Source organism: uncultured Altibacter sp. (assembly GCF_963972995.1).
GTDB lineage: Bacteria > Bacteroidota > Bacteroidia > Flavobacteriales > Flavobacteriaceae > Altibacter.
Map to the genome: position 1 here is coordinate 1 of NZ_CAXAXI010000012.1, position 25675 is coordinate 25675.

25 protein-coding genes are annotated in these 25675 nt (G+C 39.9%); all 25 read left to right on the forward strand.

What is annotated here, in order from left to right:
• The first annotated feature begins 1196 nt into the window (after positions 1–1196).
• The 25 genes from AACZ11_RS06735 to AACZ11_RS06855 all read left to right on the forward strand — a co-directional run bounded on the left by AACZ11_RS06735 (position 1197) and on the right by AACZ11_RS06855 (position 25631).
• Entirely contained in the window at positions 1197–1631 is a 435-nt protein-coding gene (locus AACZ11_RS06735; protein WP_290626602.1) for a hypothetical protein, read from the forward strand.
• A 324-nt stretch (positions 1632–1955) separates the two neighbouring features.
• Positions 1956–2720: a hypothetical protein gene (locus AACZ11_RS06740; RefSeq protein WP_290626600.1), complete on the forward strand. Its 765-nt coding sequence runs from the start codon at positions 1956–1958 to the stop codon at positions 2718–2720.
• Positions 2721–2971: 251 nt separating this feature from the next.
• Positions 2972–3418, forward strand: a complete 447-nt coding sequence (locus AACZ11_RS06745) for a DUF1801 domain-containing protein (RefSeq protein WP_290626598.1) — start codon at positions 2972–2974, stop codon at positions 3416–3418.
• Between the two features lie 124 nt (positions 3419–3542).
• Positions 3543–4307: a DUF6090 family protein gene (locus AACZ11_RS06750; protein WP_290626596.1), complete on the forward strand. Its 765-nt coding sequence runs from the start codon at positions 3543–3545 to the stop codon at positions 4305–4307.
• Positions 4308–4566: 259 nt separating this feature from the next.
• Entirely contained in the window at positions 4567–5289 is a 723-nt protein-coding gene (locus AACZ11_RS06755) for a DUF6090 family protein (RefSeq protein WP_290626594.1), read from the forward strand.
• Positions 5286–6065 (forward strand): DUF6090 family protein, encoded by a 780-nt coding sequence (locus AACZ11_RS06760; protein ID WP_290626592.1) that lies wholly within the window; start codon positions 5286–5288, stop codon positions 6063–6065. Before AACZ11_RS06755 ends, AACZ11_RS06760 begins: the two co-directional genes overlap by 4 nt.
• A 282-nt stretch (positions 6066–6347) precedes the next feature.
• Positions 6348–7034, forward strand: coding sequence for a DUF6090 family protein (locus tag AACZ11_RS06765; RefSeq protein WP_290626590.1), 687 nt, complete (start codon positions 6348–6350; stop codon positions 7032–7034).
• Between the two features lie 209 nt (positions 7035–7243).
• On the forward strand, positions 7244–8002 hold the full coding sequence (locus tag AACZ11_RS06770) for a DUF6090 family protein (protein ID WP_290626588.1): 759 nt from the start codon (positions 7244–7246) through the stop codon (positions 8000–8002).
• A 291-nt stretch (positions 8003–8293) separates the two neighbouring features.
• The gene (locus AACZ11_RS06775; RefSeq protein WP_290626586.1) at positions 8294–8716 is read left to right on the forward strand and encodes a DUF1348 family protein; all 423 of its coding nucleotides are present in this window, start codon (positions 8294–8296) and stop codon (positions 8714–8716) included.
• A gap of 246 nt (positions 8717–8962) precedes the next feature.
• A complete protein-coding gene (locus AACZ11_RS06780) occupies positions 8963–9412 on the forward strand; it encodes an SRPBCC domain-containing protein (RefSeq protein ID WP_290626583.1) in 450 nt (149 codons plus the stop codon).
• Positions 9413–9430: 18 nt separating this feature from the next.
• Positions 9431–9808 carry a DUF2200 domain-containing protein gene (locus AACZ11_RS06785; protein ID WP_290626581.1) on the forward strand — a complete coding sequence of 126 codons (378 nt, stop codon included), beginning with the start codon at positions 9431–9433 and terminating at the stop codon, positions 9806–9808.
• Positions 9809–9914: 106 nt separating this feature from the next.
• On the forward strand, positions 9915–10562 hold the full coding sequence (locus AACZ11_RS06790; protein WP_290626579.1) for a hypothetical protein: 648 nt from the start codon (positions 9915–9917) through the stop codon (positions 10560–10562).
• A 289-nt stretch (positions 10563–10851) separates the two neighbouring features.
• Positions 10852–11961: a serine hydrolase domain-containing protein gene (locus AACZ11_RS06795; protein ID WP_290626577.1), complete on the forward strand. Its 1110-nt coding sequence runs from the start codon at positions 10852–10854 to the stop codon at positions 11959–11961.
• 90 nt (positions 11962–12051) lie between these two features.
• Positions 12052–12273: a hypothetical protein gene (locus AACZ11_RS06800; protein ID WP_290626576.1), complete on the forward strand. Its 222-nt coding sequence runs from the start codon at positions 12052–12054 to the stop codon at positions 12271–12273.
• Entirely contained in the window at positions 12270–12605 is a 336-nt protein-coding gene (locus AACZ11_RS06805) for a hypothetical protein (protein WP_290626574.1), read from the forward strand. The genes AACZ11_RS06800 and AACZ11_RS06805 overlap by 4 nt, the downstream gene beginning before the upstream one ends.
• Positions 12606–12822: 217 nt before the next feature.
• On the forward strand, positions 12823–13971 hold the full coding sequence (locus AACZ11_RS06810) for an FIST N-terminal domain-containing protein (protein ID WP_290626572.1): 1149 nt from the start codon (positions 12823–12825) through the stop codon (positions 13969–13971).
• Between the two features lie 67 nt (positions 13972–14038).
• Positions 14039–14359, forward strand: coding sequence for an EthD family reductase (locus tag AACZ11_RS06815; protein ID WP_290626570.1), 321 nt, complete (start codon positions 14039–14041; stop codon positions 14357–14359).
• The gene (locus tag AACZ11_RS06820) at positions 14356–15495 is read left to right on the forward strand and encodes an FIST N-terminal domain-containing protein (protein WP_290626568.1); all 1140 of its coding nucleotides are present in this window, start codon (positions 14356–14358) and stop codon (positions 15493–15495) included. The genes AACZ11_RS06815 and AACZ11_RS06820 overlap by 4 nt, the downstream gene beginning before the upstream one ends.
• Positions 15496–15529: 34 nt before the next feature.
• Positions 15530–16699 (forward strand): FIST N-terminal domain-containing protein, encoded by a 1170-nt coding sequence (locus AACZ11_RS06825; RefSeq protein ID WP_290626565.1) that lies wholly within the window; start codon positions 15530–15532, stop codon positions 16697–16699.
• Positions 16700–17746, forward strand: a complete 1047-nt coding sequence (locus tag AACZ11_RS06830; protein ID WP_290626563.1) for an ATP-binding protein — start codon at positions 16700–16702, stop codon at positions 17744–17746.
• The gene (locus tag AACZ11_RS06835; RefSeq protein WP_290626561.1) at positions 17743–19884 is read left to right on the forward strand and encodes a nuclear transport factor 2 family protein; all 2142 of its coding nucleotides are present in this window, start codon (positions 17743–17745) and stop codon (positions 19882–19884) included. Before AACZ11_RS06830 ends, AACZ11_RS06835 begins: the two co-directional genes overlap by 4 nt.
• A gap of 125 nt (positions 19885–20009) precedes the next feature.
• Positions 20010–23603 carry an ATP-binding protein gene (locus AACZ11_RS06840; protein ID WP_339831916.1) on the forward strand — a complete coding sequence of 1198 codons (3594 nt, stop codon included), beginning with the start codon at positions 20010–20012 and terminating at the stop codon, positions 23601–23603.
• A gap of 2 nt (positions 23604–23605) precedes the next feature.
• Positions 23606–23977 carry a response regulator gene (locus tag AACZ11_RS06845; protein WP_290628021.1) on the forward strand — a complete coding sequence of 124 codons (372 nt, stop codon included), beginning with the start codon at positions 23606–23608 and terminating at the stop codon, positions 23975–23977.
• 2 nt (positions 23978–23979) lie between these two features.
• The gene (locus AACZ11_RS06850; protein ID WP_290628023.1) at positions 23980–25020 is read left to right on the forward strand and encodes an adenylate/guanylate cyclase domain-containing response regulator; all 1041 of its coding nucleotides are present in this window, start codon (positions 23980–23982) and stop codon (positions 25018–25020) included.
• Between the two features lie 32 nt (positions 25021–25052).
• On the forward strand, positions 25053–25631 hold the full coding sequence (locus AACZ11_RS06855) for a Pycsar system effector family protein (protein ID WP_290628025.1): 579 nt from the start codon (positions 25053–25055) through the stop codon (positions 25629–25631).
• Positions 25632–25675 lie beyond the last annotated feature (44 nt).

Below are 25675 nucleotides of genomic sequence, written 5' to 3' on the forward strand. Positions count from 1 at the left end.
GTTAGGGATCCTTTTATTCAGCATAAGCGTAAAAAGCTGTGAGATTCAGCTCCACAACGTGGAGCGCACAGTTTTTACGGTGGTTTAGAATGCGGGAGCATTCCAAAATGCCTAAGAAAAGGATAGAAGGTCTTTTTCTTTGCAACTTTCTTTTGGACCAGCAAAAGAAAGTTGAATAATATTAAGAGTGTCGTTTCGAGGGATGCGCCGTAGGCGCATTGTATCGAGAAGGGGCATAATCACTTTACATAACCCTTCACCACTCACCGGTCTCACTGATCACTCCTCCGAAGCATGGTGAGGTTATGGTGGGGTTAAAGTGGGGTTAAAGTGGGGATAGACCGGGAGCAGCCTTGAACTAAACACGGGTGATCCTCGGGTGGCATACAGGTGGTATGCGGTACCCACAGTGGGTTTCTTACTTGGTGGTCTACTGGAACCAAAACCCAGCCTGCCCTGCTCTTTTCATGCGGACGATTGGCCTATTGAAATTTTTGCTATCTTTAAACCACTCCCCGACATCCCGCCGGAACCCTCCGGTAGGTGTCGGGTTTTTTATAGGGTACGAACAAAAGGCACGATAGACTGAGGACATGCCTTGTAAAAGTTAAGGAAATAGAAGATATAACTAGTTGTAACCAATTTTGAAAATAGATTTTGTGAACGATTTATTTAATTTCGTTATAAGACAGCTACTAACAGGATATATAGGAGCTACTCTTTTACTGATTTTATATAAAATCAAAGGACGAAAAATTACATACGAACAAATTTTGAATGAAGTCGATCCAAAAACGGGATTAAAAAAATATTACTATAAAGCCTTTTATTTAGGTCTCGGATTTATAATACTACTGATCTTAATTTTAACTACAATTATTGGACTCAACCCTAAAATCTATAGACCAAAATAATAACCATTTTGTTCAATAAATGTATATAGATATTTGCTTATTCGATTATCCACTAAGTTTTGACAACTATAGACTAATAACAAACGAAAAAACTGGTTACAACATAGGCTACCCTTCAGCGGGACTGAACTAATTGAAAGAAAAATTATACATTTAAAGAAACAAAAAACCAACTCGGATAGATTTGGTTACGCAACTCCCCACTCCGATCTAACCGCTGCGCGGTTTCCGGAAGTCGCTGCCAGACCCGCCGAAATGGTAGCCTTAACCGTTGTATACAATATGAAAAGAAACCTATTAGTTTTGCTGAGTTTTTTACTAAGTTTTACACTATTCTGTCAGAATATTGATTGTGAAAACTTTAGAGAAGGTGAATTTATAGTCCAATCAAGTAATCCTGTTCCAATAGAATATAAAGTAACAAGAACAGGTATGAATCAAATCGAGGAAATTATTAAAATTCCTCAAGAGATCGTGGATTCTGGTTATTTAGTTCAACCCGGATATGGAATTATTAAATGGATTGATGAATGTAGCTATCATTTAATGTACGATCCATCAATTCGACCACTTACTGAAACTGAAAGAATGGTTAATGAAAATGGAGGTGTAACTGTAAAAATAGTTAGTATCGATTCTACCTGCTGTAGTTTTCAATCTGTTTCTAGCGTAAATGGTGAAGAATATCTGATAGAAGGAATAATGTGTAAAAAATGATGTCATACTGTGTACAACACCGTATAACTTTTATAGCTAGTTTCGTAAACACTTGATGTTTGTAATTCACAAAAACTATATCTTTAACCGACAAACAACACAAGCGGCATTGCCGTCACTCCTGTCTGCCAGCAGGCAGGTCTAATTCGCTTGCTGCGCTGCCCACTATTGCTAACGCAAAATGCCTCGCTCCGAATCAGCTCCGTCAGACCGTCTCAAAGGTTGAGCAGGACCGGTTTACTTCATTATTTGATTCTATCAAATGATTAAAAATCATATCTTTAGCGAAACTAACCAGATTCCCGCGTTTACGGGAAATAGCATATGATCAAATTCTTCCGGAAAATCCGTCACAGATTACTCGCTGAAAACAAGTTTAGTAAGTATTTGCTTTATGCCATTGGAGAAATTATACTTGTAGTGATTGGAATTTTAATTGCGCTACAGATTAATGATTGGAATGAAAAAAGGAAAATTGGAAATGTTGAAAAAGAGATTCTAAATGTATTACTTGAAGATTTAAATGCTGCTAAAGAATATTCAGAAGCGTATATCACCAGTGAGCAAAGCTACCTTGATGTTATCGAAACCGTACTGCATACTGATTCAATAAAAACGATCTTAAGCAATACGGATAGAACCAGAGAATATTTCAATAAGGCATTTTGGGATTTTGAAATAAAATTTCCGGTAATTAATACGTATTCCGATCTAAAAAATGCCGGGAAAATTACACTTGTCCAAAACGATTCCATTCGAGAAAGACTGAGCGTTTTAGAGGCTAATATTTATAATTTAGATAAACTCATCCAGGATAGAATGAACGTCCATCAAATTAGAATTGATGAGATATGTGTGGAATATGTGAACTTCCTGCCGCTTCTAAAATATAAGATGCCTGATTACAATATTTCATTAGGTCCAGAAAACGACTACATTGCGATTATGGCACAACCAAAAGTTCGAAACTTAATGGGGATCAAATCTGTGCTCACGAATGAGGCATTAGGGTACCGCAAAAATCTTCACAATGAAATAGAAGCAATTATAAAATTGATACGTACTGAACTGAACGAAGGTAAGAACTAAAGAATATAAAAAACGATAACACAACAATGTAAAACCACGATGACGGTTTTAGGGTTCGATTGACAATTTCTTGCACCATTTGGCTATCTTAACTTCCGAAACATTTAAACAAACAGCGCTCCGATGCCCTCCCGTACCGAAAGGTAGGTTCGGGCGGCTTCTGATTATGTCCAGTGACCCGCTCCGAATCGCAACCGTCAGACTGTCACGAACGTTGTGCAAGTTCGTTGTGTCACCTAAGAACAATTGTTATGGCAAAAACGAAAACGAAAGAAACAGACGCAAATGTCTACGAGTTCATCAATGCATTTGCTAACTCAGAACAAAAGAAAAAAGATAGTTACGAATTGCTGAAAATACTGCAAGACATTACGGGCGAAGCACCCAAAATGTGGGGACCGACCATTATCGGCTTCGGTAGTTATCATTACAAATACGAAAGCGGACATGAAGGCGATGCTCCCATACTTGGATTCTCCCCTAGAAAGGCTGCCTTTTCACTCTATATTTATTCTGACACGGAAAAAAGTAATTCGATCATTTCCGACCTCGGAAAATTCAAAATGGGAAAAGCCTGTATTTATGTTAACAAACTTGCAGACATCAAAATTCCGGTTCTAAAAGAGCTTTGTATAGAGTCTATTAAATACATACAGGAACATAACGAGTGTTCTTGCAGGAAAAAATATTCTAACTAAGGCTACGCACAGTAACGGGTAGCGTCCATGCCCATTGCGGTGTGCACGCTACGCTCAACGTTGTACCCATGCTATCGAAACCCCAATCGATTAAAAATCATATCTTTAGAGAAACGAACTACCCATGCTAAAATTCTTTAGAAAAATTAGATATGACTTACTAAGCGAAGGCCAAACCGGTAAGTATTTGAAATATGCCATTGGTGAGATCTTATTGGTTGTAATCGGTATTTTGATCGCGCTACAGATTAACAATTGGAATCAGATAAAGAAAGATGACAAAGTTTTGAGGGAATACCTGGGAAAGATAAAAGCACACACCCAAGAAGACATGCGCATGTTAGATTCATTAACCAAGTATCGAAAAAATATTGGCGATCTTTGTAAGAAAGCAAGAACCGTGATTCTAGATAAAAAGGAAGATGAAAACCTGCTTCTGCTCATGGGTTGCGGATCTGCCTTTATGGATTTTCATTTCAAACCTAATACCGACGGCTATGAAGCGCTAAAAAATTCTAGTTATTTCGGTAAAATAAACAATACGAATCTCGATTCCCTTTTAATTCGGTACCACCGACTTGTAGATGACATTTCACAAAATGAAGAAAGTTATAATGGTTATCTAAAAGGCCAAGAGAATTATCTTTCCTCTCAGTTTGATAAATCGTTGGTTCTCGCAACAGCCTTCTTACCTCCGGATTCATTAAGCCTGAGAGCTACACCACAATCTGAATATTACGAAGATTTTAAAGTATACACTTCCTCTGCATCCTATAGAAATGTAATTAATTTAGCAGCTTTTCAGTTTGATTGGATGATTGATTTATATGGCCAACTTGATGAAGTTGGTGAAAATGTTATCAAGGAAATAGATTTATATGATAATTGATGTTCTAACGACAGTACAACAAAGCATAACGATTTTATGTCTGGTTGATCTGGAAAACGTGAGATTCCATAATTAAAAAGCTTTCTCTTTAACCAACAAATAATATGTCACGGTTTTTACATACATAGTACCGCTGGCACTACTCTGGTTATTTGGTATGCTGTCACCGTAACGCCATTAAATGTATACATAAATTGTCCATCTTTATTTTAAAAATCCAATGAATTAAAAATCATATCTTTAGAGAAATGTATCGCTAGTGATAAAATTCTTCCGAAAAATTCGACACAAATTACTAACTGAAAATAAATTCAGTAAATATGTGCTCTATGCGATTGGTGAAATCGTCTTAGTAGTTATTGGTATAATTATCGCACTTCAGATAAATAATTTGAATGAAAGGCGAAAAGATCGTGCATTTGAAAAAGAAACACTTTCGCAAATAAAAGAAAATCTCATACAGGATCGTACAAATCTTATAAACATTAAAGCCTGGCACCAAAAAGCTTTGGATGCCTCAGCGAAACTCGTAGATAATGGTCTTAGGACTAAAAAAATGGACAGTGTTCCTCATTGGCTGGGAGAAGTGGTACATTTTAGCAGGTTTCAATCACTTACAAATTCATATGAAGCACTCAAATCTAATGGTCTTCAGACTGTAACGAATCAAGCATTGAGAAAGAATTTAGGTATTTATTACGATGATAAGGTAAACCACACTAATAAGGCCTTAGCCGATATTGAGTATGTGTTTAATAATCAATGGCTACCGCTAATAGAGTCTCACGCCACCCAATTTGAATTCAAGAAAATTCTTGAGGTAGAGGATATGCAGCGTTTTTTTATTGAAACAAATGCTTGGAGAATACTTATGTTAAACCGCGATAACATAGGAGCTACCATTGGCTATTTGCAAAATACCATTGACGTAATTGATGTAACACTTTCACTTATGCCGGAGAATTTAAATAAAATTGAATGATAAATTTCATCCGAAAAATCCGTCACAGATTACTCTCTGAAAACAAATTCAGTAAATACTTGCTTTACGCTATTGGTGAAATCATCCTTGTCGTGATTGGGATATTGATTGCGCTTCAAATTAATAATTGGAATGACCGTAAGAAGAACGCAGCATTGGAGCTTACTTATTATAACAGAATATTAGACGATTTCGATATGGACAAACAACTCATTGTCCAATCTTTAGAAAAAGCCGATAAAAGGATTAACACAAGTAAAGAACTGTTATTAGAATTACATTCAGGTACAGAAAGCAAGAATTATCTTATAAACAAATTTTTAGTAGCTATTAGAGGTGATGTGTTTGTGGTTCGCGACGTTACCTTTAAAGATTTAATCTCATCCGGAAATATTAAGCTGCTTAATGATATCGCAATAAAAAATAGCCTGATTCAGTATTACAGCGAATTGGAAAACGTACAAACTCAAATGAAACAAAATAGAGATGAAAACCTAAAAAACATATTTGAATTATTCAGCGGTTCGGTCGAATTTGGAGGCACACAGGAACTGCAATACGTAAATCAAATTCTTGGACCGGAGATTCTTAAGACGTTAAAGCAAATTGATTGGACAAAAGATAAAGACAGCAAGTATTACGAAAAATTTCAAACGGAATTAGTATTCAATATTTCAATGGCAGATAGAGAAAAACAACATTTAATGACAATACGTAATTTAATGGAATCTCCTTATGCCCTATTGGTGCAGAAGTGTCGGAAAGATGAGAATTGATTAATGTATAACTATCACTATATTTACTTGCGGCTTTTGATATAGATAAAAATTCGAATCATAAAAAACCTTTATCTAAAAAAATCCGAATACATACCAAACATCGCACCCGAAGCATTACCCAAAACCTCTCGCCGCAACATCAAGACATCTGCCAAAACTGTTTATCGGAATGCAGGAATGGTAGTCTTCCCCGTTGGGCTTCCTTATTTTAAATTCCCAATTAATTAAATATCATATCTTTAGAGAAACTAACCGCTTGTGATAAAACTATTTCGAAATATGCGACAAAATGTACTTTCCGAAGGAAAGACCGGAAAGTATTTGAAATATGCCATTGGAGAAATCCTTCTCGTCATTATTGGTATTTTACTAGCCCTTCAAATTAATAATTGGAACGATCAAAGAATTGAAAGAAGACAGTTACATTTTTCTCTATATTCTATGATTGAAGAATTGAACCAAAATATTCAGTTTTTAGAAGCAGAAAAAGTAGACAAGCAAAAAAGATTATTAACAATAGAAAATTTTAAAGGGGTAACGGGTTCAGATCAAGACCATCGATATATAGTATTTGCCGTAAGTGACGAAATCAAATCGAAAGAATTTAATACGATTTATCTATCGTTAAAAGACGAGAAGAAGCTTCGCCTAATACAATCTCCGGAGCTGCGAAACCAAATTACTACCTTTTACGAATATGAACTAGCTGGTATTAGGGAGGCTAATATTTGGCATGAAAAGTTTGTTGGTGAAAATGTTGACCCTTACATTCTAGACAATATTCCTTTGTTCAACGACAGTGAAGCCAAACATGAAATGGTTAATGATTTTATTAATCAATCAAAATTTAAAAATATACTTGCCACACAAAAAGTGATCTATACAGGCTACGTATCTTCAAATGAAAAGGTTACTCAATTAGCCAATGACCTTAAGACCTCCATATCTTCTCACTTAAGTGAATAAAGCGAACAGAACTGTATATAGCTGTTCGTGACCATGTTTATTTGATTTGAAGAAACACAAGGCAACCATACCATTTCATTAACGTACGATCTACACTTCCAAAAATAGTATGTGAAACTGTTATGCTTCCTTATTTTAAATATGCAATTAATTAAATATCATATCTTTAGAGAAACTAACCAGATTCCCGCCTTTGCGGGAAATAGCATATGATCAAATTCTTCCGAAAAATTCGTCAAAGATTGCTTACCGAACATAAATTCAGCAAATATATACTCTATGCGATTGGGGAAATTGTACTGGTTGTTATTGGAATTTTAATTGCGCTTCAAATTAACAATTGGAATGAGAACTTAAATAAAGAAAGACAGGAACAAGAAATTTTGAACAATTTAAAACAAGATTTTGAATATAATCGCTCCGAATTACTTTCTGTATTAAACAGTAATGCCGAAAACATAAAAGCAGCCATTACCGTGCTACACAATACCGGCAATCGTTATTCTGAAGGATTCGATCTGGACCCAATACTTGGTGATGTAACCTCTTCTGTCTATTATTATCCCAAGAATGGTTTCTTAAATGACCTTATAAATTCCGGTAATTTGGGTATCATAAAAAGTACTGAATTAAGAAATCGTCTTTCTTCTTGGATGCCAAGATTAGATGATTTGAATCTTAGACAAAAAGCTACGAAGGAATTCGAGAACTTAATGATTAGGTATGTCATTGAAAATGGTAGTTGGTTGTCAGCCGATGCATCTGAAGACGATGAAACTATAATAAGACTAAATTTCCCCACTTCAGGATTTGAAATCAATAATAACGATCTTCTTAAGGATATAAAATTTGAAAATATGGTTGAAAATCAAGCTGTTTTCGTCGAACTGATTAATGAAAGACTACGGTTGTGCCTGGAACTAAATGAAGAGATATTAGCATTATTACATCAAGAAATAACTAAATAAAGAAGACCCACAACGAATCACTCACATGGCTCAATTGAAATCCAATTAAACACCGGTCGAACAAAAAAACTATCTTTAATCAGAAATAGCAACCAAACGGCTTCACATGTATTCTGATCTGCAGGCTCCACCTAAGATCATTGCTGCCGGTACGGCAGCCCCGGACGTACGGTACGTGCGGAATGCCATACGCTGGAAGGTGTATACAAGGACTTAGCTCTTTAGAACAAAATCATGGTTATGAGAATGACACAAAAAATTTTACCAACGTTAGTAATAATCTTAATCATCATGACAGGATGTAAATCTGATACCTCGGAATTGGATGGTATGGTCGAATTCGGGCAAAAATATACCGATGCCTGGAATAGTAAATTGCCCGAAAAAATGGCTTCATTTTACGCTGAGGACGGAATCCTTACCGTTAATAACGGAACTCCGGCAATGGGAAGAAAACAAATCGCAGAAACGGCGCAATCATATATGGAGGCATTTCCCGATATGGTTTTAACCATGGATAGTTTAGTAAAGAGAAATGATCAATATCGATATTATTGGACTTTTAAAGGAACTAACTCCGGGCCAAATGGAACGGGAAACAAGGTAGAATTCAGCGGATTTGAAGAATGGACCATGAATGACGATGGAATCATCGAAAAATCCATGGGAACTTATGATAGCGATGACTATGCAAGACAACTGAACGGAAGTTAAAAAACAGATTGCAAGAGAGGATAATCATGTTTACTCGCACCTAAATAGGTAAGTTACCGGATCTCGTGAACGTAGTTTCGAGAAGTGCTCGCAGGTCGGCACTTTACACGCTTGTCATTAGCATTTGCTATCTTCGTGCTACGATGTACGTGAGATTCTATGTTTCCGTAACAAAACCGTATGCCAAAAGGCTGGAACCATATTAGAAACCAGATACATGTGATATAAAACCAATACAACTGTACAATGAGATTACAATCAAATGCCGGCTTGCAAATACAAAAGCCAATAGCCGACGTTTTCGAAGGGATCGTGAATCCCGTGCACATGACCCAATACTTTATTTCTGAAAGCAGCGGACGCCTTGAAACCGGAAAAGAGGTGGTATGGAAATTCCCGGAATTTCCTGATACCTTTCCAATCACACAAGTTTCTGTTGTCCCGCAGCATGAGATCTCATTTGTATGGGATCCGGAAACTGTGGTGACGATCACGCTGGAAGCAATGCCTGATCAAAGCACCGTGGTTAGGGTCAATGAAAACGGGAAGGAACTTACCGAGGAGAACCTGAAATGGGCTTTGGAAAATTCAGGAGGTTGGGCAAATTTCCTCGCCTGCATGAAAGCTTATTTGGAGTACGGAATACGACTTCGTGAAGGGGCCTTTGATTTTATGCGGAAAAACAAGAGTAATTAAAACAAACATATCGATACGATGAAAGTTACGGCAGAAAAAAATGAACAAATTGGCAAAATGACCTTTGCATCTGTTTATCCTCATTACATAAACAGACTAGAGAAGAATGGCAGAACGAAAGCAGAATTCCATCAGGTGATAGAATGGCTAACCGGGTTCGATAACGATAAAATACAAGAAATGATCGATAAGAAGGCAACTTTTGAGACCTTCTTTCAAGAAGCAGAATTGAATCCCAATGCCCACCTTATTAAAGGCGTCATTTGCGGTTATCGCATAGAGGATATAGCTGATGAATTTGAATTGTACAGAAAATGTCGCTATTTAGATAAGCTCTATGATGAATTGGCAAAAGGCAGAAAGATGGAAAAAATTCTGCGGGAAGAGAAAACATAGACGTTTCACTCGTATTTCTTATCCCGAACAAAAGTTTCACAAACCATCTCCTAATAACAATGCATTGCTATCGTATGGGTAATGTTCTGCAAAATCTCAACAATCAATGCTGAATAAAATCAAAGGAAACAATTGGAGCGAGGAATCGTTGAAAGCTGTATTTCTAAAACTCATTGGAACGTATTCTAAGGATCTTTCCTATACTACAGAATGCTGGAAGGAGATCGCAGTTCACTATTCAAATCCATCCCGCTATTATCACAATCTGTCGCACCTGTCGACCATGCTTACGGAACTAGAACCGGTCCGATCACAATGTGAAGCGATCGACACCCTTCTTTTTTCCATATTCTACCATGACATCATCTATTTTCCAACTAAAAGCGACAATGAACACCAAAGTGCTTTACTGTTTAAAAAAAGAATTTCTAACACGAGCTTTCGACATATCGAGGAGTGCATGTCGCAAATAGAAGCCACCAAAACGCACGAGCTGTCAACTGATAACGATACAAATTTATTGCTCGATCTGGATTTGGTAATTCTGGGGAAAGATCCCGAAGCCTATTCAACCTACAGCAAGAATATTAGAAAGGAATACCGCATTTATCCTAACCTCATTTACCGTAGCGGTCGAAAAAAGGTACTTGAACACTTCTTGTCTTTACCGGCTATTTATAAGACAGAATACTTCAGAAAAAATTACGAAGCACAGGCGCGCACCAACCTTCAAAACGAGTGGGAGCAGCTATAATCGATCCGTTTGCAAACGGAAGCCTGAGCAAAAAACCTTTTTCATTGGGTAGTGTTTTCTTCAAGTTACGTATCTTAGTAATTCTAAGTAGCTGTCGATCAGCACTACTTAGAAGATCAATTATAATCGTAAACGATGAAAAAGAACATAGCAACAGCCGTCATAGGGCTGGTCTTTAGTTTTACTTCCGGAAGCTTTGCACAAACTTTCGATCCTGATTCTACGGTAATGGAAATGCTCCTCACCCATTGACCGGCGCCTGTAGTTGCTAATAAATATAGTCTGAAGTATGAAGTTCAGCATATATGGTTTCTTTCTTATTTCGTGCCTTTCGTGGGGTCAATCGAAGGTGGTTTCCACCTTGTCTCAATCGAAGTTGGACACCTCCGGGCCGCAACCGGTGCATGGTATTCTGTTACACATTGAAGATCCTGCAAAGCATCTTGTGTATTCCAAGAGCTTCGGCAAAACCCTCGACGGCAAAAGAGACCTTCTTCCGGAGGATAGCTTCCGTATTGCGAGTACTACCAAACTGTTTGTTGCCGTTAGTACGCTTCAACTGGTGGAAGAAGGAAAATTAACGCTTGACCATCCGTTTCTAGCATATCTCCCTGAAACCAAATCTAAGCCACTGCAATCCCTACATACCTTCAGGGACACCGTCCTTACCCATACAATTACCGTACAACAACTGCTATCCCATCGCTCGGGTTTGGCAGATATCTTTACAGACGCAGAAGAAGCCTTTATAGCGCATGTATTGAGTAATCCAAAAAGACAGTATACACCCCAATCGATCCTGGCACTCTTCTTCGATTTTCAATTGCATACAAAACCGCATTTTGCACCGGGCAACGGTTGGCATTATTCCGATATGAACTACGTACTGCTTGGGCTGCTTTTAGAACATCTTGAACAAAAGTCCCTTTCAGAAATCATTCGCTCCCGCATCATCGAACCGCTGGGGATGCATGCTACCTACTTTGAATTTTATGAACCGCCCGTTCCCTTAGAGTCTCGGGTAGCTCAATATGTTGGCACCCTGAATTTTTCCGAGATCAACACGTCTTTCGATTGGGCCGGCGGCGGACTCGTTTCTACCAATGGGGATCTTGCGGTATTCATTAAAGCCTTGTTTCAAGGCCAACTTCTTTCCGAAGCATCCATAGAAGCCATGATCGATGTACATCCAACGCAGGAAAATGAAAGTCTGTACGGGCTTGGCATCTATCGAACATCCTATAACGATGAATATTATTTTGGTCATTATGGTTACTACGGAACCTTTGTAGGCTATGCTCCTGCTACCGGAAGGGTTCTCTCCTACTGTATCACACAAGCAGAGCCCCCATTTAATGTGTACAACTACATTAGCGAAGTACTTTCAAATTACGATTGAGATGTAGTGGTTTTTTTCTGAAAGGTCTTCTAAAAAGTATATGCATAATAAATTAATTATCATATATTTAGAGGAACTAACCAAAGTATCATGAAATTTATCTTCCGAAGCTGTATGTATTGGCTTTTCTTCGGAAATGCAAATCGTTCTCAATTCATACGTAGAACGTACGGTTTTCTTGAATACTGCTTCGAACACCGGATGCATCCTTTTTCAGAGAATGTACATTTCCCGAATCTTTTTTTTCAAAACAACCAACTGTTGTTTGGCAGTATGCGAAACACCATTCTAAGTCAAAATCTTTCAGCATGAAAAATAAACCAACCCCGTGGAACAAGCTGGAGCTGCAAACATATATTCTATTGCTTTGTGCAAGTGCAGATACCGTTGCCAGTGAAGCCGAGATCCAATTAATAAAAACCAAGGCAGACCCTGCCACATTCAATAAAATATACAACGAATTTAAAAAAGATACCGAAGATGAAAGTCTGGAAAAGATAGAAGATAATCTCGAGTACCACGACTACTCAAGTAAGGAATTAGCACAATTACGCAAGGAAATGCATGCCGTTTTTTCTGTGGACAAGCGGTTTCATATGGCAGAACGCAATATCGACCGCATTTTAGACAATTTGCTGTACTGAACCAATGTACAAGAAATGAGATGTCCGCAGTACCGTCTGTCGATGCTTAGATGAATCGAGGATTCGGGACGCATCTATTCATTTGAATTTATGTAATTTACGAATCACTACATAATGATATTAAAGAAAAAATTAGGAACATTAAAACATCCCCGCCAAGTTAATTTTCCAATTATAACCAAAGGCTACAAAGAAAAGGCCCAGAGCACAACATAATATGAAAGCAAAGTCAATAAAAGGAACCTCCATCGAAGAAATCAAATCGGCATTGGAAAACAGCGTAGCGGACGGATTCGCACCAACTCTCGCTTTGGTATTTCTTTCGGTAGTCCAAGACCGAAAAGCAATTATGAATCTTTTGGATGACAAAGGAATTCAAATCTTTGGTGTTACCACCAACGGCGAATTTATCGACGAAGATACGCAGCAAGGATCTGTAGCAATGCTGTTACTAGATCTTGACACAAACTATTTCCAACTTTATTTTGAAGAATATCCCAAAAAGAATTACCGAGAAGTGGCCGCTTCGCTTGCAAAAATGGCAAAGAAAAATTTTGACAAACCTACTTTTTTAATAGGCACTAGCCATCCTGCAGTGGATGGGGAAGAAATTCTGCGTGGCTTGGAAGATATCGCCGGAGAAGATGTCAATGCTTTTGGCGGTGCCGCCGGAGACGATTATACCTTCAATGAGAACTTTGTTTTTACGAATGGTCGAGAAACCAATGAGGGCATAGTATGTATTGCCTTGGATGAGACCAAGGTGGAAGTAAAAGGCATTGCCACATGTGGATGGAAGGCCGTAGGTACTGAAAAGACTGTTACCAAGAGTGTTGGCAATCATATCTATACGATAGAAAATGAACCTGCATTGGATATTACCGTAAAATATGGGGGCCTTGAAAATATAAGTCCCGGAAATAAGGAAGTGCTCATGGAACTGGCCACCAATTTCGCGCTGCAATTGCAGCGCGAAAAGGGTGACCCGGTAATGCGTCCGCCATTGGTGGTAGATTGGGAGGACCGCTCCTATTATACGAGTGGCACCATACCGCAAGGCTCCAAAATTCGATTTTCTATACCACCGGATTGGGACGTCATGGAAAAGGTAGTAAAAGGAGTAGCACAATTAAAAGAAACTCAAATGCCTGAGGCCGACGCATTAGTCGTCTTTAGTTGCGCAGGAAGGATTTTGGCGTTGGGACCCATGATGAAGGAAGAAATTGAAGGTGTAAAGAATGTCTGGAATGTCCCCATGGTAGGAATGTTTAGCAACGCAGAGTTAGGCCGTGCCACCGGAGGAAATCTTGAAATGCACAACCTTACAACCTGTTGTGTGGCATTAAAAGAGAAGACTACTAACTAATAGAATACCCACACTTTCCTTTCAATGGGAGATTGGCAACGAAGTTTTGAAACTATAAATAATTAAAATGATGCAAAAAATAACAGTATTGTACGGCCATCCAACAGATCCCGAGGCTTTTGAAACGTATTATGAGAAGAACCACCTTCCGCTTACGGCAAACATGAAGGGCGTTGCAAAAATGGAATTAACAAAATTCTTAGGGACACCCGATGGTAAAAAAGCCGATTACTACCGAATGGCCGAACTCTATTTTAAAGATGTTGAGCAAATGCAGAAAACTATGGCTTCTGCCGAAGGACAGGCAACCGTCCTGGATTTGTCGAATTTTGCCACCGGCGGGGTCAACGTAATTATCGGCACCGTTCAAAACACGGATGAGTCATGATCGCAAAGACAGTAAAAGCAGCTTCCACCGAAGGTATCATCAAAGAAATTGATGAGGCTATTTCTCAGGATTTTAATCCCACCTTAGCCATTGTTTTCCTTTCCATAAAACAGGATTGGCAGGCCGTAACCAATGCGCTGGATCAAAAAGGAATTGCTGTTTTTGGTGCGACCTCCGCAGGTGAATTTATTGATAAGGAGATGGAAGAAGAAAGTATTGTGTTAATGCTGCTAGATATGAATCCTACCTACTTTAAATTGGAATTCCTCGAAACCGGTGAGCAAACCACGGAAGAAAATGCCGAAAAAATTGGCCGCTTAGGAAAAGAAACTTTCTCAAATCCTGCATTTATTGTCCTTTCCGGCTGGTTGACCACAGAAGGCGAAAGCATTGTGGAAGGTATTAAGAAAGGATGTAACGGAGACGTGACCATCTATGGAGGCATGGCTGGAGATGATCTACTCCTAGAGGGCCCCATAGCGTTTACCAAAGGAAAAAGTAGTTCACAAGGATTGTTGGCTCTTATAGTAGATGAGGATAAAATTGAAATTAATGGAATTGCCTCTTGCGGATGGCAGCCTATCGGCACTACGAAAACTATTACCAAAAGCGAAGGAAACATCGTTTACACGATAGACGACAAACCGGCCCTTGATATGATCCTTAAGTATCTGGGCGCGGACGAGGAATTTGATTCCGGTAAAGAAATGTTGTCGCAGTTGAGTGCCTACTACCCTTTACAAATGGAACGCGATAATGTTGCTCCCGTCATGAGGACCGCTATGTTCGCCAATAGTCAAGATCGGTCGATTATATGTGCCGGTAATGTTCCTGAAGGTTCCAAAGTAAAATTTTCGCTTCCACCTGACTTTGACGCCATCGAAATTGTAGTAGAAGAATGTAAAGAATTAAAAGAGCGGACGCAAGCTGAAGCAGATGCATTGATCATGTTCTCCTGCGTAAGCCGAAAGTTGTCTTTCGGTATATTAATGAAGGAGGAAATAGCACAGGTCCAACAAGTTTGGGAGGCACCTATGGTAGGGTTTTTTACCTATGGTGAATTCGGAAAATCGAAAACCGGGAAGCATGAATTTCATAACAACACCTGCTGTCTGGTAGCATTAAAAGAAAAATAAGAAAGAATACGCACCTCCTAAAATAAGTTCATAAATGATTTCAAAAACTATAAAAGCAAACTCAACAGCAGCCATTATCAAAGAAATCGATCAGGCGACTTCCGATGGTTTCAAACCCACGTTGGCTATTGTCTTCCTTTCCATTGAACAAGATTGGAGCGCTGTGAGCGACGTCTTAGACAAGCGCAATATTGCTGTTTTTGGTGCCACTACTGCGGGTGAATTTATCGATGGAGAGATTGAACAAGGCAGCGTTACCATGATGTTGTTGGACCTGAATAAGCGCTATTTTAATGTGACCTTTCTTGAGACAAGCGCTGAGGCGGCTTTTGATACCGCTAAGAGACTCGGTACTATTGGTAAAGAATCCTTTTCAAATCCGGCCTTAATAATCGCGACCGGCGGTGTATTTATTGATGGCGAAGCAATTATTGAAGGTATCATGGAGGGCTTCGGAAAACGGAGCACCGTGACACATGAAAATGAGTTGACCGTATTTGGAGGGATGGCCGGAGATGATTTATTAACCGAAAAGCCAGTTGTCTTTACCAACGGAAAAAGTAAAGACAATGCCCTGATCTCCCTCATCATCGACCAGGATAAAGTAGACGTACGAGGTATTGCTACCTGTGGCTGGAAGGCGATCGGCACGACAAAAACGGTAACCAAGAGCGAAGGTAATATTGTATATACCATAGACGATAAACCCGCGTTGGACATGTTAATGAAATATCTTGGCGTGGACGTAAAGCTGAATGACCAAACTGATGTCGTTCCATTTCAAAATTCATGGTATTATCCATTGCAATTGGAAAGAGACAATGGAGATACGGTAATTCGGGCCACCAGGTTTGCCAACCGTGTAGACCGTTCCCTTATATGTACCGGAAGTGTGCCCCAAGGATCTAAGATAAAATTTTCGCTGCCCCCGGATTTTGATTCCATCGAAACGGTCGTGTCAGAATGTGCGAGTATTAAGGACAATGCCCAACAGCAGGCCGATGCCTTGATCATGTTTTCATGTGTAAGCCGGCATTTATCTTTTGGAGCTTTAATGAAAGAAGAGATAGAACTTGTGCAAAAATTGTGGGATGCGCCAATGGTTGGTTTCTTCACCTATGGTGAATACGGAAAATCAAAAATAGGTACTAATGAATTTCATAACAACGCCTGTTGTGTAGTAGCATTAAAAGAAAAAGATTAAATGAATCAACACCTGGAAAAATTAAAAGAATTCATTCATCAGTCAGATGCCTTTTCAGAAGAAGATAAAGCATCGCTTCTTAAAACGGTAAAGAACGCAGAAAACGATCTCATGATCTCAGAATTTAAGTTAGAACGTACCGAAAAGGTCAAACGTACTACGGCAATCTTATTGGAAGAGACGATTGATGAGTTGGAACAGAAAAGAAAAACAATCGAAGTAGCCAACGAAGCCTTAAGCAAATCATTGAAAGAGTTGAAAGCGACACAGGCCCAGCTTATCCAGTCGGAAAAAATGGCTTCGCTGGGAGAACTAACGGCCGGTATCGCTCATGAAATTCAGAATCCCTTGAATTTTGTCAATAATTTTTCTGAAATCAGTAAGGAGTTGCTGGAAGAGATGATGGAAGAATTAAAAAACGGCGATCCCGAAGAGGTACACGCCATTGCCAACGATGTTATTCAAAACCTTGAAAAAATAAATCATCATGGCAAACGTGCCGATGGCATTGTAAAGGGAATGTTGCAACACAGCCGCAGCAGTAGTGGTGCAAAAGAACCTACAGACATCAATGTTCTCGTAGATGAGTACTTGCGCCTGGCATATCACGGACTGCGCGCTAAGGACAAATCCTTCAATGCAAGTATGGAGACACAATATGACACGTCCATAGGCAACATACCTATCGTACCTCAGGATATAGGAAGAGTGATCTTAAATCTTATCACGAATGCATTCTATGCCGTTACAGAAAAGAATAAGTCCGAAGAAAATGGATTTCAACCTACGGTTTGGATCGCTACTGAAAAGAAGAGGAAAACGATTGACATTTCAGTAAAGGACAACGGCCACGGAATGCCACAACAAGTCGTAGAAAAGATTTTTCAACCGTTCTTTACCACCAAGCCTACGGGTCAAGGCACGGGGCTGGGACTTAGTTTAAGTTATGACATTGTGAAAGCCCATGGCGGAGCGCTGAAGGTGGAAACCCAAGAAGGAGAAGGAACTCAGTTTACTATTCAATTGCCGTTACCTAAAGGATCATGAAAGTTGACAAAAAGATACAAACAGAAGTCTTTAAAGTGTACGACACTTGGTTACATGCGTATCTCAACGGAGATGTTGCTACCTATGACGCCTATCTTGATGACGACTTTCATTTTATTGGCTCTACCAATAACGAAGAATTTTTAAACCGAGCCGCCACCACACAATTCTTTGCTGAAACAGCCGAACAATTAGCAGGAAAATGCGACTTAAGGAACGAGACCAAAATCATGGATGCGTTCGACGATCTAGTCTTCATCAATCATTTTTTTGACGCTTGGTTCCAAAATGGCACCGATTGGAACTATTATGGGCGGTTCCGCTTCACTAATGTGCTTCGAAAAAACAACGAAGGATGGCGTTTCGTATACCAACACTATTCCACCCCCGATTCAAAAACCGACGCAGGAGAAACCATTGGTTTTGATAAGATACACGTAGAAAACCAAGAACTACGTGAAGCGATAAAACGTCGCACCTTCGAATTGGAGCAAAAGAATCGCGAATTGGAAGTAGAAGGTGCCCTGCAGCGTATAAGAGCCCAGGCAGTGGCAATGAAGGAATCCACAGACCTCTTGGACATTGTGGTGACCATGCGCAACGAGTTCATAAAATTAGGGCACGATGCTCACTATTTCTGGCATATGATGTGGCGGCCAGACACGTACGAAAAAGCGATGACCTCCGGAGATGGGAGCAAAATAGGTTTTGTGATGGAATTACCCAGGCATATACACGGTGACATACCGCAATTGGCCAAATGGGAAAAAAGCAAGAAACCTACGGTTGTGTATGCTATGGGGGTAGAAGACGCCCTAGATTATGTGGGTAAGATGGTGTCCCTTGGGGATTTTAAAAACATAGATCCGCAGGCTCCAACAGAAGATGACATACGGCATATAGGCGGGCTTACCTTTATCATGGCAAGGACCACTCATGGGGAAATAGGCTACAGTTTACCCGGCGTTGTAAAAAAACCGCCTACTGAAGATATCGAAATTTTGATCAAATTTGCCGGCGCCTTCGATCTTGCCCACCGTCGTTTCCTTGACCTTAAAAAAGCCGAAAAGCAGGCACGTGAAATACAAATAGAACTCGCTTTGGAAAAAGTGAGATCCCGCACTATGGCCATGCAGCATAGTGACGAGCTCCCCGTAGCCGCCAATGTGTTATTCACTGAAGTACAATCGCTGGGCGTCCCCGCCTGGAGCTGTGGTTACAACATACTTTTCGAAGATAAAAAATCGAGTACTTGTATTATGAGCAGTGAAGGTGAGCTTCAGGAACCGTTTGTGTTACCCCTTACCAAACATAAAAGCTTACGCCCATGGCATAAAGCCATAGTTAATGGAGATGACTTTTTTGTGTATGGGCAGGAAAGCAAAGAGCTGGTGGAACACTACAACTATATGAAATCTCTTCCCGAACTAAAAGGAACATTCGAGCAGTTTGAGAAAGCCAATATTGATTTGCCCACCACCCAATTCAATCATTTGGTGCGCTTCAATAAAGGATTTTTATTGTTCATTACTTATGAAGTTGTGCCGGAGGCACATGATATTTTTAAACGCTTCGGAAAAGTTTTTGAGCAAACATACACCCGTTTCCTTGACCTTCAAAAAGCTGAAAAGCAGGCTCGAGAAGCTCAAATCGAAGCTGCTCTGGAACGCACCCGTACCCAAAGTATGCTCATGCAGCATTCCAATGAACTGGATACTACATCAAAAGTTTTTCATCAACAGTTGTTACAGCTGGGCATTGAATCTGAATTCTCCTATGTATGGTTACCGGACATTGAAAATAAAAAACACAAATTCTGGGCCACATGGACGGAAAATACTAAATCATCATCAGAAATTAAAAGTCAGTCTTTTACCTATGATCTCGACAGAAATGAACCGTATACCGCCGCTTGCTTTGAGGCTTGGGAAAGCGGGGAAGCGGTTCACATCGTACCCATTCCACCTGAAGAGGTCCAAAATTTCTTCAGCATATGGAGCGAACTCCTAAGCGGGGCAAAAAATTTGAAGGCAAAGAATTTTCCTGAAGGCTTATATTATGCTGAAGCCTATATGAAGTACGGCTGCTTCGGAATAAACATTAGACGAACCCTTACGAAGGACGAACAAGACATATAAAAAGATTTACCGTAGAGTTTGAACGCACCTATACCCGTTTCCTCGACCTTCAAAGAGCAGAAGCACAGGCAAGGGAAGCACAGATTGAGGTAGCTGTGGAGCGTGTTCGCTCTGAAGCAATGGCTATGCATTCTACTGCCGATTTTGACAAAGTGACGCAGCAACTTCTAAAGCAAATGCAACATTTGGAACTCGATGGCTTTACGGGTACGTCCATTCTATTGATAGACGATAATGATTTCTTTACATGGTGGGATTTTTCATCGCCGGGAAATTTTTCAGACCCGCAAAGCCAAATATTGAGGTACGACGCACATCAATACCATTTATTAGGAACTGATGTTTTAGAAAAATGGAAAAAAGGCGACAAATACATCGTTTTCGAATATGATTTGAAAAAACTTAAAACTGCTATTAAAGAATGGGAGACTATTAATAGCGATATCGCCAAAGTTTTCAAGAAAGCAGTATTGGGTGGGCATCTCACGCATCAATGGAATCCCTGCGGTCGCTTATCCAACGGTTTATTGGCCTTTGATATGGTGACTCCACCGGATGAGGACGTTAAAAAAATTGTCATAAAAATGACACATGCTTTCGAGCAGGCCTATGTACGATTCCTCGACTTACAAAAAGCCGAAGCACAGACAAGAGAAGCTCAAATTGAAGCTGCATTGGAAAAGGTACGCTCCCGTTCCCTTGCGATGACCAAACCGGATGAGTTACAAGAGGTAGTTACCATAGTGGCCGAAAAACTGAAAGAGTTAGGTGTAATTTTTGACGCCGGAGGCGTGATCCTTTGTACTTACTTCCCGGACAATAAAGATGTGATGCACTGGATCGCCGCTCCGGATTTTTCGTATTCGGGTAAATATCTAGTCCCCTACTTTCAAAATCCTATCTTCGATGATGCATGGGAATCTAAGCTCGGTGGTGACGCCTACTTTTCTAAAGAATTTTCAGTAGAAGACAAGAATGCCTTTTTTCAATATGCCTTCGAACACAGCGATTATAAACATTTTCCCGAAGCGTTTAAACAGCACGCACTTTTGGCCGAAAAACATACGCTTTCAGCGGCTTGGCCGGAAAATTCGGCTATCATTATTCCATCGCTCACAGGAGTAACACCCTCTGAAGGAGATACTGAAATTTTAAAACGCTTTTCCAATGTTTTTGAACAGGCCTACATACGGTTTATGGATCTTCAAAAAGCCGAAGCACAGGCACGTGAAACGCACATAGAAATGGCATTGGAAAGAGTTCGCAGCCGAACTATGGCCATGCAACAAAGTAATGAAATCGGGGACGTAGCCCAGGTACTTTTTGAGCAATTAACGGGATTGGGAGGAGCCCTTTGGGGCACCGGTTTTGCATTCTGTGAAGAAAATGCTTCCGAAGATGAATTTTGGTTCGTGAATAAAGGAGGCATTTTACCTCATTTAATAATTCCCAATACGGTAGACCCCGTGCATAAAGAAATGTATAAGGGCTGGAAGGACCAATTGGCTATCTTTTCTACGGCAAAGGAAGGAAAAGAGTTAGTGACTCATTATAAGTACATGCTCTCTGTTCCCGATGTCCAACCTATATTCCAAAAAATGCTGGACGATGGTATTACCTTTCCAACATGGCAAAAATGGCATGCGGCCTATTTCAAACACGGATACCTCTTGGTGATCACAACCAAACCATACGAGGATGAAGAGATATTTATACGTTTCGCCAAAGTATTTGAGCAAACCTACACCCGTTTCCTCGACTTACAAAAAGCCGAAGAACAGGCGCGTGAAGCTAAAATTGAGGCCTCGTTGGAAAAAGTGCGCTCTGTAGCGTTAAGCCTTCAGAAGTCCGATGATATGCTGGACATCGCAAAAATTTTATACGAACAACTGCTGGAGCTTGGCTTTAGCAAAATCCGTAACGCTATCATCGACATTCATAATGAATCCGAAGAGACTTTTTTAGATTACGATTATTCGCATGATATGTCGAGTGCGATCACTAAATTCTCCTTCTATGGGGATCCGGTCATCGAACAACAAATCAAAAAAGTAAAGTCCAGTAATGATGCCTTTTTTGAAATTGAATTGAAAGGTAAACAATTGGATGAACTCATAGAAACTCGGTTACGCAACGGCGAAAAAGACGATCCTCGACTACGGGACACAGATCATCTTACCTATAATCTATATTCCTTTGGAAACGGTGCTATTGGGATTTCAAACTTCGGAATTCTTAGTGATGAACAAAAGGAAATATTGAAACGATTCCGCAACGTATTTACCTTTGCCTATAAAAGATATACCGATCTGGCCCACGCCGAAGCGCAGGCACGGGAAGCGAAGATAGAAGCCGCTTTGGAGAAAGTGCGATCCGTAGCGCTCAGCATGGACGAATCGACGGACCTGTTGCACATAGCGAAAGCCTTGTACGAGCAGTTGGAAGCTTTGGGATTCAGTGATATTCGCAATGCGATTATTGATGTGAACAATGAGGACGACCATACTTTTTTGGACTATGATTATTCCCACGAAATGGGCAGCACCGTAACGCTCATGTCCTACGATGACGATCCTACACTGGAAGAACAATTACGCGTCATAGCTGATACTACCGACGGATATTCTGAAACCATCCTGGAGGGGCAACAACTTGAGGATCTAATAAATATGCGACGCAAAAACGGGGAGGCTGACGATCCTAGACTGTTCAAAGCCGAAAAAGTCTCCTATATTTTATACGCATTTGGGAATGGCGCTATAGGAATCTCAAATTTCGGGATCCTGAGCAAGGATCAAAAGAACATTTTAGATCGGTTCCGAAATGTGTTCACGTTCGCCTATCAGCGTTTTACAGACTTACAAGTGAAAGAAAAGCAGTCGGCTGCGTTACTTGCTGAAAAACAACGATTAGAGCTTACCCTATCCGATCTACAGGCAACTCAAAAACAATTGATTCATTCCGAAAAAATGGCATCCTTAGGAGAGCTCACCGCCGGCATCGCACACGAGATTCAGAATCCGCTGAACTTTGTCAATAATTTTAGTGAAGTAAGTCAAGAATTGATCGAAGAACTCAAAGAGGAACTAAAGAACGGGAATATGGAAGATGTGACCGAACTGTTGGTCGATATCGTCCAAAACCTTGAAAAAATAAACCATCACGGCAAGCGTGCCGATGGTATTGTAAAAGGAATGCTGCAGCATAGCCGCAGCAGTAGTGCCGTAAAGGAACCTACAAACATTAATAAGTTGGCAGACGAATACCTGCGATTGGCCTATCACGGACTTCGGGCAAAGGATAAAAGTTTCAATGCCACATTAGAAACCAATTTTGATGAACGTATTGGAATGGTACCGGTAATCCCGCAAGACATAGGCAGGGTAATTCTTAATTTAATCACCAACGCCTTTTACGCCGTAAATGAAAGAAAAAATGCTTCAGAAGGAACAGATTATGAAGCTACAGTTTCGGTTTGCACGAAATTGGTGAAAGATAAGGTAGAGATTTCAGTAAGAGACAACGGCTTCGGAATTCCTAAGGACGTTCTGGACAAAATATTCCAACCTTTCTTTACCACAAAACCGACAGGACAAGGAACCGGATTGGGCTTGAGTATGAGCTATGATATCGTGACCAAAGCCCACCAAGGGGAGTTGAAAGTGGAAACTGAAGAAGGGAATGGTACAGAATTCAAGATTATATTATCAAAAAAATAGATATGAAGATATTAGTAGTAGACGACGAAAAAGATGTTAAAGATCTCTTCTTGCAGCGTTTTCGCAAAGAAATAAAAAAAGGGGATGTGGAATTTATGTTTGCCTTTTCAGGAGAAGAAGCCCTGCAGACCCTAGATACCATGCAACAAGAGGCCGTGTTGATTTTAAGCGATATCAATATGCCGGGGATGAGCGGACTCGAATTGCTTGAAAAGATCAAGAAGAATTATGTAAAGCCTCCACCCGTGGTCATGATGATCACCGCCTACGGTGATGAAGAAAATTTCAACACAGCAAAGAAATTGGGTGCAGACGATTTCCTTACGAAGCCAGTAGACTTTACATTATTGAAGGATAAATTATTAAATACGTAGCTATGGCCAAAATACTAGTAGTAGACGATGAAGCAGATCTGGAGACGCTCATTAAACAGAAATTCAGAAAGCAAATCCGCGAAAAGGAATATGAGTTCTTATTCGCTATAAACGGAATAGATGCGTTAGAAAAAATTGACGGTGAACCCGATGTGGATATCGTTCTAAGCGACATTAACATGCCCGAAATGGACGGACTCACTCTTTTAAGTAAACTCACCGAACTAAGACCCCTCCTTAAATCGGTTATCGTTTCGGCCTATGGTGATATGGAGAATATTAGAACAGCGATGAACCGAGGTGCATTTGATTTTATTACAAAACCCATCAATTTTGAGGATTTGACGCTTACCATGGAAAAAACATTGAAACATGCACAGCACCTTAAAGACACCTTACAAGCCATCAAAGAAAATAATATCCTTAAAATGTATGTGGATGAGAACGTACTCAACTTTATGGGAAGCAGGGAATACGAAACCACGCTCATGGCTAACGAGACCATTGAGGCCACTGTGATGTTTATTGATTTATGCGGTTTTACCAAGATAAGTGAAACCGCTCCGGCAGATACTGTAGTGAATATGATAAACACCTATTTTGATGTCATGGTACAAGAGATCATGGAGCAAAAAGGATTTATAGATAAATTCATTGGCGATGCCATCATGGCTGTCTTTCGAGGTGAGTATCATTTAGACCGGGCCATCGATGCCGCCATAGGGGTACGAAATAAAATCAAGGAACTTCCCAAAATTAAAGAACTGCAGGACTTTGAACCCAAAGTTTCCATTGGAATAAAAAGCGGGGATATGATCTCCGGAAATATTGGATCTGCCAGTTTAAGACGCTTGGATTATACGGTCATTGGCGATACGGTAAATACAGCGGCCAGACTTCAGGATGCTGCCAAAGAGAATCAGATTGTAATTTGCGAAAAATGCTACAACACTGTGAAGGAAGCTTTTAAGTGTAAAAAGATTGGCAGTATTTCGGTAAAAAACAAAGCCGAACCTATCACTGTGTATGAAGTACTGGAGTAAGTACACAATTCTTTATATAAAAACCGATTATTATGGAAGAATTTGAAAAACCCGAAATACCTACAACGCCCACTCAGCCTCCTCCAAAGAACGAGCACCTGGCCGATCTGGTGGATCACTACTGGGGAAGTATCAATTATGTAACGAGCCTGATAAAGGCTTCCGAATTAAAAGCCGGATTGATCCTGTCGTTTTATGGCATCCTCTTGAACTTTATCTATCAAGGTACCGGAACCATCTTGGAGAATGTGTCCAATGACACGGTATTCTACGTCTTACTAGGTTTATGGGTGTTCTGTACGGCTACTTCGGTGTATTATTGTATCCGATGCTTTATTCCGAAGATCGAGGGCAATTACGACAAGAACATGTTCTTTTTTGGAGATGTCATTTCCAAGTTTGGTAGCATTAAAGAATTTTCAAAGACTTTTTATAAGGTAAGTAGCAACGAGACTGAATTATTCGAACAATTGGGCGAACAGATTTTTATCATTTCAAAAATTGCAGCGTGGAAGTTTCGGAATGTAAAACGAGCCATTCGGTTTTTAGCCATGGGGCTTGTACTTCTATTTATTACAGCTATATACTACGCTGTATTGATGTTTACCTAGAATCACCTCTATGATTAAATTTTTCAGAAAAATACGCTACAACC